General features: G+C 70.8%; 7 protein-coding genes. 3 read left to right on the top strand and 4 right to left on the bottom strand.

What is annotated here, in order from left to right; genetic code table 11:
- Positions 1–32 precede the first annotated feature (32 nt).
- Both ACQY0Z_RS26235 and ACQY0Z_RS26240 read right to left on the bottom strand, forming a co-directional pair.
- On the bottom strand, positions 33–2,684 hold the full coding sequence (locus tag ACQY0Z_RS26235) for a cellulose binding domain-containing protein (RefSeq protein ID WP_254585878.1): 2,652 nt from the start codon (positions 2,682–2,684) through the stop codon (positions 33–35).
- A 139-nt stretch (positions 2,685–2,823) separates the two neighbouring features.
- Positions 2,824–5,739, bottom strand: coding sequence for a glycoside hydrolase family 48 protein (locus ACQY0Z_RS26240; protein WP_439812913.1), 2,916 nt, complete (start codon positions 5,737–5,739; stop codon positions 2,824–2,826).
- Positions 5,740–6,234: 495 nt separating this feature from the next.
- Here ACQY0Z_RS26240 and ACQY0Z_RS26245 point away from each other — a divergent pair, with 495 nt between their 5' ends.
- The 3 genes from ACQY0Z_RS26245 to ACQY0Z_RS26255 all read left to right on the top strand — a co-directional run bounded on the left by ACQY0Z_RS26245 (position 6,235) and on the right by ACQY0Z_RS26255 (position 9,794).
- Positions 6,235–7,953, top strand: coding sequence for a glycoside hydrolase family 6 protein (locus tag ACQY0Z_RS26245; RefSeq protein ID WP_439812914.1), 1,719 nt, complete (start codon positions 6,235–6,237; stop codon positions 7,951–7,953).
- A gap of 146 nt (positions 7,954–8,099) precedes the next feature.
- Positions 8,100–9,020 (top strand): class I SAM-dependent methyltransferase, encoded by a 921-nt coding sequence (locus ACQY0Z_RS26250; RefSeq protein WP_439812915.1) that lies wholly within the window; start codon positions 8,100–8,102, stop codon positions 9,018–9,020.
- A gap of 69 nt (positions 9,021–9,089) precedes the next feature.
- Positions 9,090–9,794: an SDR family oxidoreductase gene (locus tag ACQY0Z_RS26255; RefSeq protein WP_439812916.1), complete on the top strand. Its 705-nt coding sequence runs from the start codon at positions 9,090–9,092 to the stop codon at positions 9,792–9,794.
- A 66-nt stretch (positions 9,795–9,860) separates the two neighbouring features.
- Here ACQY0Z_RS26255 and ACQY0Z_RS26260 read toward each other — a convergent pair whose 3' ends face one another.
- Both ACQY0Z_RS26260 and ACQY0Z_RS26265 read right to left on the bottom strand, forming a co-directional pair.
- Positions 9,861–10,652: an aldo/keto reductase gene (locus ACQY0Z_RS26260; protein WP_439813384.1), complete on the bottom strand. Its 792-nt coding sequence runs from the start codon at positions 10,650–10,652 to the stop codon at positions 9,861–9,863.
- A gap of 124 nt (positions 10,653–10,776) precedes the next feature.
- Entirely contained in the window at positions 10,777–12,603 is a 1,827-nt protein-coding gene (locus ACQY0Z_RS26265) for an AMP-dependent synthetase/ligase (RefSeq protein ID WP_439813385.1), read from the bottom strand.
- Positions 12,604–12,772 lie beyond the last annotated feature (169 nt).

Here is a 12,772-nt window from a genome sequence, read left to right on the forward strand (position 1 = left end):
GGGGCGGAGCCATCATCCCCCACCGGCGATCTTCACCGCGTCGCGCACTCCTTCCCGCCCAACGCGAACGCCTTCGGGCCGGTGTCCGCCGGTTCCCCGCTCGCCGTGAAGCCGAAGGCCGCCGAGGCTCCCGGTGCCACCGTGCGGTTCCAGTCGGCGTTGCGGACCGTCACGGTGGAACCCGACTGGGTGTGGGCGCCGTTCCACAGCTGAGCGATCCGTTCGCCTGCAGGGAAGGTCCAGGTCAGGGACCACCCGTCCCACGGTGTCGTGCCCGTGTTGGTCAGGCGGACGTCCGCCTGGAAGCCGTCACCCCATGTGCTCGTGACGCGGTACGTCACCTCACATGAGCTCGACGGCCCCGGGTCCGTGCCGCCCCCGTCCACCGGGTCCCCGTAGATCACGCCCCGCCCGTTCGTCGCCACGTACACCCGGCCGAACACCCGAGGGTCACCGGTGATGGCCGCACCCGTCCAACCCCACTGATGCGCGTCGTCGTTGACGCGCACCCAGCTCGCGCCCGCGTCCGTGGAACGGTAGATGCCGCGTACCCCGTCGATCCGCGCGCCGGTGAACAGCGTCTGGTACGAGGCACCGGGCGCCGCCTTGCCGAAGCCGACCGTGTCCGCCTCCTCGACGCCCGGCAGCTTGGTGAACGTCTGCCCGAAGTCGGTGGAGTGCCACAGCCCGTACGGCCCGTCGGGCTCCCCGCCCGCCAGCCAGATCTCGCCCGCCGTGCCCGGCAGCGCCTTGAACCGCACGCTGTCCCCGGCCGGCAGCCCGGCGGCCGGTGACGCCTGGAAGGTCGCCCCGCCGTCCCTGCTGACGTAGAAGCGCCCGGACGTGAAGCCGTAGAAGGTGTCCGGGTCCTCCCGGTCCGACTCCACGACCGCCCCCGCGGGGATGCCCTGCGACGCCGACCAGGAGGCGCCGAAGCCGGTGGTGTGGTGCACGCCCGCGCCCTCCGGGCTCCACACGAAGCGGGCGCCGTCCGCCGACGCGGCGACCGTCCCGCCGCCGCTCACCCCTGAAGGGTCGGTCCCCGCGAACCAGTTGGCGCCGTTGTCCGTCGAGAACGCCACGTGCGGACCGGAGTCGACGTGGCCCACGCGGACCACCGTGTCCGGGTCCGACTCCGCGAAGTCCAGGCTGGTCGTGGAGGTGAAGTTCGGCTGGGTGAACATCATCGACGGCACCTTCGTCAGGTCCGTGTGCCGGAACCCGCCGATGTCGCCGAGCGCACTGAGCAGCGGGGCGCCCGACGGGGGAGAGGCCAGGTCGAGGACCGCCGTCTCCTCCAGCCCGCGTACCATCGGCCGGATGGTGAACGGCGTGTCGTCGTCCCAGTTCGTCAGTTCCTCCGTGCCGTAGATCGTCGCGCCCGTGCCGTACATCATGCGGTCCGAATCGAACGGGTCGATCTCCAGCGCCTCCGTCATCCACCCCAGCTTCGGCGTCTGTTCGGGCGGCGACGGGTTGGCGCCCCAGGTCAGCCACGGCGACGAGGAGACGTCCATGACGTAGCGGTTCTCGCGCTCCGGGTAGGAGGTGTAGCGCCACGCCTGGGTCCAGGTGGCGCCGCTGTCCGTGGAGCGGAAGATCTGTGTGTCCGGCCACCACGAGCTGTACGCGGTCGCCATCACCGTGCCCGGGTTCTGCCGGTCCACCGTGAGGCCGCTGAAGCCGAAGTAGGTGTCCGCCTCCGCGACCGGGCTGATGTCGGTCCAGACGCCGGTCGCCGTGGCGTACCGGTACAGCCGCCCCTTGCCTCCGTCGTAGGGCCCACCGGTGTCGCTGTACGCGAGATAGAGGTGGCCGCTCTCCGCGTCGAGGACGCCCTTGTGCGCGAGGTAGCCCGTGGGCTGCCCGGCCAGCCGCTCCCAGGTCGCGCCCGCGTCGGTCGAGCGGTACACGGCGTTCTCCTTGTCGGCGACGCCGACGTACACGGTCCGCGTCGGCGACCCCGCGGTGCCCGTGGACTCGTCGAACGTCACCCAGACGATCCCCTGGGTGTCCGAGGCGTACCCGCTCTCGTCGTCCGGATCCTGCGCGTAGTTGCCCGGGTTGGGGAAGGACGTCACCTCCGACCAGGTGACGCCGGCGTCCGTGGACCGCCAGAGCCCGTGGCCGCTGGGCGCGCCCAGGTACAGCACGTCGTTGTCGTGCGGGTCGATGGCGAGCCGTTCGCCCATGCCCCGCCCCGGCATGTTGCCGCCCAGCTTGAACGGCAGCGCGGTCTTCCGCCAGCTCGCGCCCCGGTCGGCGGAACGCATCACCGCGCCGTTCCCGGGGTCCCAGTCGTTGGTGTACGTGCCGACCGCCGCGTACACCCGGTCGGGGTCGGCGGAGTCGGAGGCGATGCTGACCACGCCGGTGTGACCCCAGTCGTCCCAGCCGACCGAGTCCAGCAGGGGCGTCCAGCTCTTGGTCGGCTCCTGCCAGCGGTAGGCGCCGCCGATGTCGGTGCGGGCGTACGCCAGGTCAGGCTCGCTGCGGTTGAAGACGATGCCGGGCACGAAACCGCCGCCGTCGATACGGGCGTTGCGCCAGGTGTAGGTGTCGGCGGCCTGGGAGTTGGCGGCAGGAGCGGGGCCGGGGGCGTCGGCTGCCAGCGCGGGGGGACCGCCGGCGAGCAGTCCGGCCGCCAGGGCGAGCACGGCCGTGAGGACGCGGGTTCTTCGCACGGTGGGGGTGTCCTTCCTCGTGGGGGAGAAGAAACGGGAGCGTGCGAGGACCGGGCGGCCCCCCGTGCGCGAGGGGACCGCCCGGCCCGCCGGCCCCGGCGTCAGGTGCCGGGACCGGTACACGGAGCGTCGGCGGGGACTATTCGAGAAGCTCCGCGTACGCGCCCATGGCCGTGGCGATGTCCGCCTGGGCCCAGAACCGGTGGTACGTGAAGACCGGCGCGGCGCCGCCCTTCAGATAGCTCTCGATCTTCGACCAGGCCGGGTCGTCCTTGTAGAAGGAGCGGATCGAGACGAACGTCGACGAGGAGTCGATCCGGTCGCCGTTCGGCATGGCGCCCGTCCAGCCGGACGGGACGTACACCGGGTCGTCGAAGCGCTCGTAGTCGGCGCGGGTCTCCGGGACGGCGATGCCGAGGTCGTCCTGGTGGTTCTCCCACATGCCGTCCAGCAGCGCCTTCGCCGTCTCCGCCGCCTCGGTGTCACCGGAGCGCGCGGCGTAGTACGTCAGGATCTTGGCGTAGGCGCCGGCCACACCGACGTCGTTGGTGTAGTCGACGACCTCGACGTGCAGCCCGCTGTTGGCGCCCGGCGACGACGGGTTCCAGGTGTCGGGCTTGCCGGACCACTTCAGCGTGGACGGGAAGAGGAACGAACCGTCCGGGTTGACCGTGGTCTCGGACAGCGCCCAGTCGACCCACTTGTCGAGGACCGCCTTGGCCTGCGCGTTGCCCGTCTGCTGGTACACCTCGGCCACCCGCTCCAGCGACCACGCCTGGAAGCCGAACCACTGGTTCGACGGCGGGTCGTGGTACACCGGCTTCTCGTCGTAGTACATGCCGTAGAAGGTCGGCGTGCCGGACGGCGGGGTGGTGTAGCGGCCCGCCCAGCTGTTGGTGGCGCCGCCCGCGATGGCGCCCTCGTCGGACTGCAGCCAGCGGTAGAACTCCAGCTGCCGCTCGTAGGACTCGGCCCAGTCCGCCGCGCCCGTCGCCGACTTCGGCTTCAGCGGCGCGTAGTTGGCGAGCGCGTACGCGGCGAGCGGGTTCTGGTACCCGCCGTGCGCGTGGCTGGAGCCGATGCGCCAGGACCAGCCCGCCGAGGTGTCGGTGGCGCCGCCCCAGGCGTAGTACCAGGAGAGCAGGTAGTGCGAGGCGTCCTTGCCGGTGCCGGCCGGGCAGGACGTGCTGGTGCAGTTGCCGATCTTCTTGAAGTACTTGTCGTACATCGCGTAGCGCAGGTAGTCGCCCATCTTGGCCGCCTTGGCGACGGTCCCGGCGACCTGACTGCCCTTGCCCTGCTCCTTCGCCCACAGGTCGGCCCAGTACGCCGCCTGCACCGCGCGCGCGTCGGCGTCGGGGGCGTTGGTGAACTTCCACTGCTTGGCGTAGGACGCGTCCTTGGTGAACAGGTCCAGGTAGCCGTTGGTGCCGCCGTACTTGAAGGCGTCACAGGTGGGCTGGGTGACCGTCTCCCACACCGACTCCTGCGGGCCGCGCTGGAAGGTGTTGATGTAGGACGGGCCGGTGTCGGACGGTCCGGCCTCGCACTTGCCGGGCGAGTTGCCGTAGCCGTAGACGTTGTCCACGTCCTGGATCCAGTGCATGCCGTACACGTTGTCCGTGCCGTACGCCGACTTCAGCTCGGCCGCGATCGGGTCACGGCCGACGGACACATTCGAGTCGAGCTGCGACGGGTACTCGTTCGGGGTGTCGTGCTCGGGCGCGTACGTCGCCGGCTTCGAGGGGTCGTAGAAGGAGGTGGTCGGCTGGTCCGCCGCGGTCGGGATGGCGTACTGCTCCATCGTCTCCCAGGCGTCGTTGAACCGTGTCCAGTCCCCGCTGATCCTGCCGTACATGGCCTGCAGCCACAGCAGGTAGCTGTACGCCTCCGAGGTGGTCTCGTGACCGTGGTCGGGCGCCTCGACGATCAGCGTCTCGACCGAGTGGTACGGGATGCCCTCGGGGGAGAAGTAGCCGTTCGCCGGGTCGGTGATCTTGTCGTACAGCTCGAGGAAGCGGGCCTCGTACGACTTGGTCGCGCCCAGCTGGGTCACGGTGACCGAGGCCTTGGCGTGGCCGGCCGCCGTGGACTCGAAGACCGCCGAGCCGGTGCCCGCGGAGTCCGCGGCGACGGTCACGCGCTGCGCGGTGCTCCAGTTGGACGGTGTGAAGGTGAGGGTCGCGCCGGAGGACACCGACAGCCCCGTGTTGCCGCTCGCCCGCGCCGTCGTGACGGTGACGTTGGCGCTCGGCTGCTTGGACAGCTTCACCTCGAACGTGCCCGACTCACCCTGCTTCACGCCCAGTTGGGACGGGCTCGCAACCACGGCGGGACCCGAGGCGACCGTGATGCCGACCGGGGTGGAGGAGCCGGAGGCGCCCAGGCTGTCGTACGCCTTGGCGACCAGCGAGTGGGCGCCGACGGCGAGCCCGCCGACCGACAGCGTGAACGGCGCGGAGGTGTCCGTGCCGAGCAGTTCGGTGTCGTCGTAGAACTCCACCTTGGTGACGGTGGCCTGGTCGGCGGCGGCGGCCGTGGCCTCGAGCGGCACGGTCTCGCCCTGCGAGTAGACCGATCCGGCCTCCGGGCTGGTCAGCACGGCGATGGGCGGCTGGTGGGCGCCCACGCAGGCGGTGCCGTTGACCGAGAAGGAGGAGGGCGCGGTGTTGGTGCCGCTGTAGGAGAACTGGGCGCCGGTGGTGACGGCGGCGCCGGCGGCGATCCGGCCGTTGTGCGCGGCGTTCCTCACGGTGACGGTGGAGCCGGACTGGGACCAGCTGCCGTTCCAGCCGTTCACCAGGCGCTGGTTGCCCGTGTAGTCGTACGTCAGGGTCCAGCCGTCGATGACGTCCGAACCGCGGTTGGTGACCGTCAGGTCGGCGGTGAAGCCCGACCCCCAGTCGTTCGTCCTGTAGTCCACGCTGCACTGGACGGCCGCCGCCCGGGCGGGGGTGGTACCCGTCGACAGCATCGTCAGCGGCAGTGCGAGAGCGGTCACGGCGACCGCTAAGAGACGGCGCACGCCACCGCGTCTGCGGGGTGGGGGATGCATGGTGCTGGTCCTTCCTGCGACTCGTACGTGTCAAGGCTTGAACCAGTGGGAGCGCTCCCATAGTGGGGACGGGGCAGTGCCCGGTCAACCCTTGGTGCGAATCGAAAACATTCGACGCATCGAGAAACGCCAAACTCCGCACACCCTCTGTTCTTCACCGTCACTTGGCGCTAGCTTCATGTGCACCAGTGGGAGCGGTTCCATCAGTCGACGCGTCGGTCACGACGCGTCCGAGCTGCAAGGAGTCGCTCGATGAGCCACCCTCCGCGTTCAGTACTTTTAGCCACCCCCGTGCACGTGTGGAGCACCTGACGCGGGGGCGCTCGTCACCGTGGGATCCCTGTGCCGTCGTGCTGCCCGGACATGTCCGGCCGGCATCACGGACCCGTCCGTGCGGATCCGGGACGGCATCCCCCACCCCGTAAGGCACCAGGCCGCGCGAACGCCTGCGCGCGCCCTCAAGGAACGCCCCCTACGGATAAGGAAACCCGCACCATGAGTCGCACCAGAACCGCGCTCCTCGCCGCCATGGCGCTGGTCGCCGGCGCCACCGGGTCGGCGATCGCCGCCGTCCCCGGCGACGCCGGCGCGGCCGCCGTCCCCTGCACCGTGGACTACACCGTGCAGAACCAGTGGGACACCGGCTTCACCGCGTCCGTGACGGTCACCAACCACGGCGCCGCGAAGTCGTCGTGGGCGGTGAACTGGACCTACGCCGGCAACCAGAGGGTGACCAGCGGCTGGAACGCCAGGATCACCCAGTCCGGCGCGAACGTCACGGCGGCCAACGAGTCGTACAACGCCACGCTCGCCAGCGGAGGCTCCGCCACCTTCGGCTTCCAGGGCAGCTACAGCGGCACCAACGCCGTGCCCGGCACCTTCACCCTCGACGGCGTGACCTGCAACGTCGACGACGGCGGCACCGACCCGACCGACCCGACGGACCCGCCCACCCAGGGCGACCGGGTGGACAACCCGTACGACGGCGCCAAGGTGTACGTGAACCCGGAGTGGTCCGCGAACGCCGCCGCCGAGCCGGGCGGCGACGCCGTCGCCGACCAGCCGACCGGTGTGTGGATGGACCGCATCGCCGCCATCGACGGGGCGAACGGCAAGATGGGCCTGCGCGATCACCTCGACGAGGCGCTGCGCCAGCAGGGCTCCGACGAGCTCGTCTTCCAGGTGGTCATCTACAACCTCCCCGGCCGCGACTGCGCCGCCCTCGCCTCCAACGGCGAGCTGGGCCCGACGGAGATCGACCGCTACAAGACCGAGTACATCGACCCGATCGCGGAGATCCTCTCCGACCCGAAGTACGCCTCGCTGCGGATCGTCACCACGGTCGAGATCGACTCGCTGCCCAACCTGGTCACCAACGTGTCGCCGCGGGCCACCGCCACCCAGAACTGCGACACGATGAAGGCCAACGGCAACTACGTCAAGGGCGTCGGGTACGCACTGAACAAGCTGGGTGACGCGCCCAACGTCTACAACTACATCGACGCGGGCCACCACGGCTGGCTGGGCTGGGACGACAACTTCGGCCCCTCCGCCGAGCTGTTCAAGCAGGCCGCGACCGCCGAAGGCGCGACCGTGGCCGACGTGCACGGCTTCATCGCCAACACGGCCAACTACAGCGCGCTGAAGGAGGACCACTTCTCCGCCAACGACACCGTGGGCGGCAAGTCCGTGCGCGAGTCGAAGTGGGTCAGCTGGAACCGCTACGTCGACGAGCTGTCGTACGCCCAGGCCCTGCGCGACAAGCTGGTCTCGCTCGGCTTCGACTCGAGGATCGGCATGCTGATCGACACGTCCCGCAACGGCTGGGGCGGTGCGAACCGGCCCACCGGGCCCGGCGCCACCACCGACGTGGACACCTACGTCGACGGCGGCCGCTACGACCGCCGGTACAACACGGGCAACTGGTGCAACCAGTCCGGAGCCGGTCTGGGCGAACGGCCCCAGGCGTCCCCGGAGCCCGGTGTCGACGCCTACGTGTGGATGAAGCCCCCGGGCGAGTCCGACGGTGCGAGCGAGGAGATCGACAACGACGAGGGCAAGGGCTTCGACCGGATGTGCGACCCTACCTACGAGGGCAACCCGCGCAACGACAACAACAAGTCGGGGGCGCTGGCGAACGCCCCGGTCTCCGGGCACTGGTTCTCCGCCCAGTTCCAGGAGCTGCTGAAGAACGCCTACCCGCCGGTGTCCTGACCGGCTGACCAGCGTCCGCCGGACCCGGACCCCCCACGGTCCCGGTCCGGCGGACCACCGGTGTTTTGCCGTACCCGCAACATGGTTTGCCCGTCCCCGGTGCGTCGTCGCACGCTGACCGCATCCGAGCGGAGAGGCTGACCACCATGGCGCACCACCACCACGCACCCGGCCACGGCGACCACCGTCACGAGCAGGGACGGCACGGCCAAGGGCACGACCACGAGCACCTGGACTGGGCCGAGCTGGCGCCCCTGCTGGAGAGCCAGGCGGAACTGTTCACCCCGCTGTACGAGCACGCCCTGGCCTGGCTGGCCAAGGAGGTCACCGAGCCCGGCCTGATCGTGGACGCCGGCAGCGGACCCGGTGTGATCTCGGGGCTGTTCGCCGAGACCTTCCCGGGCGCCCGGATCGTGGCCGTCGACGGTTCCGAACCGCTGCTGGAGCGGGCCCGCGCCCGCGCCGAACGTCTCGGCGCCGCCGACCGCTTCGCCACCCTGACCGGCGACATGCCCGGTGTGCTGGCCGAGCTGGACTACCCGGCCGACCTGCTGTGGGCCAGCCGCAGCATCCACCACCTCGGCGACCAGGGCGCCGCGCTCGCGGCCTGCGTCGAACGGCTCGCGCGCGGCGGCACCCTGGCCGTGATGGAGGGGGGACTGTCCTCCCGCTTCCTGCCCCGCGACATCGGCTTCGGCCGCCCCGGCCTCCAGGCCCGCATCGACGCCGTGGAGGCGGACCGGTTCACCCGCATGCGCGAGGAACTGCCCGGCTCGGTGGCGGTGGTGGAGGACTGGCCCGCCATGCTCACCGCGGCCGGCCTGCACCACACCCGCTCGCGCACCTTCCTCCTCGACATCCCCGCCCCTGTCCCCGACCGCGCCCGCGCCTACGTCGCCGACTCCCTCACCCGCACCCGGGAGGTGCTCGGCGAGTACCTGGACCCCGACGACCGCGTCACCCTGGACCGGCTCGTCGACCCGGACGACCCGGCGAGCGTCCACCACCGTCCGGACGTCTTCGTCCTGGCGGCCCACACGGTCCATTCGGGGGTACGGCCGGTGTGACCCCTTGACCTGAAGAGCGCTCCAAGTGATGGACTCCCCGGCACGCGACGAGACGACAGGGGAGTTCCCATGACCGACGACCTGCGGGTCACGCTCATCACCGGAGGCGGGACCGGGATCGGCGCCGCCGTGGCGCGGCGGCTGCTGGAGGCGGGGGAGGCGGTCGCCGTCACCGGCCGGCGGGAGGAGCGGCTGCACGCCTTCGCCAAGGAACTCGGGGAGCCGGAACGGCTGTTGACGCTCCCTGGGAACGCGGCCGACTACGCCGACGTGAGCGGCGCCGTGGACGCCGTGCTGGCGCGGTTCGGGCGGCTCGACGCCGTCGTCGCCAACGCCGGGTTCGCCACGCACGACACCGTCGTCGACGGCGACCCAGCCGAGTGGACCGACATGGTGCTCACCAACGTGCTGGGCCCCGCCCTGCTGATCCGGGCCTCCGTCGACGCGCTCCGGCGCAGCCGCGGACGGATCGTGCTGGTGGGCAGCGTCGCCGGGTTCGTGCCCACGCCCGGCAACCTGTACGGGGCCACCAAGTACGCGGTGACCGGGCTCGCCGAGAACACCCGGCGGCAGGTCACCGAGTGGGGCGTCGGGGTGACGCTGATCGCGCCGGGCCGGGTGGAGACCCCGTTCTGGGACGGCGGCGACGGACTGCCGCCGGGCCACCTGCTGACCGCCGGCCAGATCGCCGGGTCGGTGGTGTGGGCGCTGGGCCGGCCCGAGGGGGTGGACGTCAACACGGTGGTCGTACGGCCGCTGGGTCAGCCCAACTGACCTGCGGAGGAACGACGGTGGCCGGCCACCCGTCTCCACGGGGGCCGGCCACCGGTGTGCGTGCCGTCAGGCCTGGTTGAACTCCGCGGGGTGCGGACCGGTCCGCCGGTCCTCGTTGAGCGCGCTGATCGCCGCCAGGTCCTCGTCGTCCAGGGTGAACCCGAAGACGTCGATGTTCTCCTGGATGCGGGACGGCGTCACCGACTTGGGGATGACGATGTTGCCCAGCTGAAGGTGCCAGCGCAGCACCACCTGGGCGGGCGTGCGGCCGTGCTTCTGCGCGATGGCCACGACGGCGGGGATCTCGAGGATGCCCTTGCCGGAGCCGAGCGGGGACCAGGCCTCGGTGGCGATGCCCTGCTCCGCGTGGTACTCCCGGGCGGCGGCCTGCTGCAGGTGCGGGTGCAGCTCGATCTGGTTGACCGCCGGGACCACCGAGGTCTCCCCGATCAGCCGCTCCAGGTGCTCCGGCAGGAAGTTGGACACGCCGATCGCGCGCACCCGCCCGTCCGACAGCAGCTTCTCGAACGCCTTGTACGTGTCGACGTAGAGGTCGCGGGCCGGGGTGGGCCAGTGGATGAGGTACAGGTCGACGTAGTCGAGGCCGAGCTTGGCCAGCGAGGTGTCGAAGGCCTTCAGGGTGGAGTCGTAACCCTGGTCGCTGTTCCACAGCTTGGTGGTGACGAAGACGTCCTCACGGGGGATGCCCGACCGGGCGATGGCCTTGCCGGTGCCCTCCTCGTTGCCGTAGATCGCGGCCGTGTCGATGCTGCGGTAGCCGGCCTCCAGCGCCGCCGCCACGGCCGTCTCGGCCTCCGCGTCCGGTACCTGCCAGACGCCGAACCCGAGCTGGGGCATCTCGACGCCGTTGTTCAGGGTGATCGGGGGGACCTTGCTCACGAGCTCTCGATCCTTAGGTTGTGGTCAGATGTACCCCCATGGTCAACGATCACGGCCCGCGCCGCATTCCTGACCGCGGAATTCACGCCCGGTACAGCGCCTCGACCTCTTGGGTGTACGCCTTCTCGATGGCCTTGCGCTTCAGCTTCAGCGACGGGGTGAGCAGCCCGTGCTCCTCGGTGAACGGCTGCGCCAGGATGCGGAAGGTGCGGATCGACTCGGCCTGCGAGACCAGCGTGTTGGCCGCGACCACCGCGCGCCGCACCTCTGTCTCCAGATCCGGGTCGCGCACCAGTTCGGCCGGGGAGAGCCGCGGCTTCCCCCGCATCGCCAGCCAGTGCTCGACCGCCTCCTGGTCCAGGGTGACCAGCGCGGCCACGTACGGCCGGTCGTTGCCGACCACGATGCACTGGTTGACCAGCGGATGGTCGCGCACCCGCTCCTCCAGCACGCCCGGCGAGACGCTCTTGCCGCCGGACGTCACCAGGATCTCCTTCTTGCGCCCGGTGATGGTGAGGAAGCCGTCCTCGTCCAGGGAGCCCAGGTCGCCGGTGGCCAGCCAGCCGTCGTGCAGCGTCTCGTCCGTTGCCTTCGGGTTGTTGAGGTAGCCCTGGAAGATGTTCTCGCCGCGCAGCCAGATCTCCCCGTCGTCCGCGATGTGCACGCTCACCCCGGGGATCGGCTGCCCGACCGTGCCGTAGCGGGTGCGCTCGGGCGGGTTGGCGGTGGCCGCCGCGGTCGACTCCGTCAGCCCGTACCCCTCGTAGATGTGCACGCCGGCGCCCGCGAAGAACAGGCCGAGGCGGCGGTCCATCGCCGAGCCGCCCGACATCGCGTGCCGGATCCTGCCGCCCATCGCGGTGCGGATCTTGGAGTACACGAGCTTCTCGAACAGCTGGTGCTGCATCCGCAGCCCCGCGGACGGGCCGGGACCGGTGCCCCAGGCTCTCGCCTCCATCGCGTCGGCGTACCGCACGGCCACGTCGACCGCTTTCTCGAACGGCCCCGCGCGCCCCTCCCGCTCGGCCTTGCGCCGCGCCGCGTTGAACACCTTCTCGAAGATGTACGGCACGGCCAGGATGAACGTCGGCCGGAACGCGGCCAGGTCGGGCATCAGCGCGGCCGCGTTGAGCTGCGGCTGGTGGCCGAACTTCACCTTGCCGCGGATCGCCGCGACCTCCACCATCCGCCCGAAGACGTGCGCCAGCGGCAGGAACAGCAGCGTCGACGCCTCGTCGCCCCGCTTGGAGTGGAACACCGGCTCCCAGCGCTCGATGACGGTGTCCGACTCATACATGAAGTTGCCGTGCGACAGGACGCAGCCCTTGGGGCGGCCGGTGGTGCCCGAGGTGTAGATGACCGTCGCCACCGAGTCGGGGGTGACCGCCCGGCGGTGCCGGTGCACCACGTCGTCCTCGAGGTGCGCGCCCGCGTCGTACAGCTCCTGCACCGCGCCCGCGTCGAGCTGCCACAGCCGGCGCATCCGCGGCAGCCGGTCGATGACCGTCGCGATGGTCATCGCGTGGTCCTCGTGCTCCACGATCGCCGCCGTCACCTCCGCGTCGTGCAGCATCCACGAGCACTGCTCCGCCGACGACGTCGGGTAGACGGGGACGACCTGCGCGCCGACGGACCACAGCGCGAAGTCGAACAGGGTCCACTCGTAGCGGGTGCGCGACATGATCGCGACGCGGTCGCCGAACCGGATGCCGCTCGCCAGCAGGCCCTTCGCCAGGGCGAGCACCTCGTCACGGAACTCGGCGCAGGTCACGTCGCGCCAGTGGCCGTCGTCGTCCTTGCGGCCGAGCGCCACGCGCAGCGGCTCCTCGTCGGCGTACTGGAACACCACGTCGGCCAGACCGCCCACCGCGGGCGCCTGTGACAACGGAGGGTTGGTGAACTCGCGCAATCCCACTCCCCGCTTCCTGGCGCTCGGACCGGTGCGGCAACACCGTCGTCCCGCACAGCGCGGTGAAAGCTACCCCACGGATTCGGGGGGCGGGAGGGGGTGGAAAACCACGCGAAGGGCGCGAGGGCGCCGACCGGTGAAGAAGAAAGCTCGCAAGTGGGTAGGGTCC

The organism is Streptomyces sp. P9-2 (assembly GCF_051903975.1).
Lineage (GTDB): Bacteria > Actinomycetota > Actinomycetes > Streptomycetales > Streptomycetaceae > Streptomyces > Streptomyces cellulosae.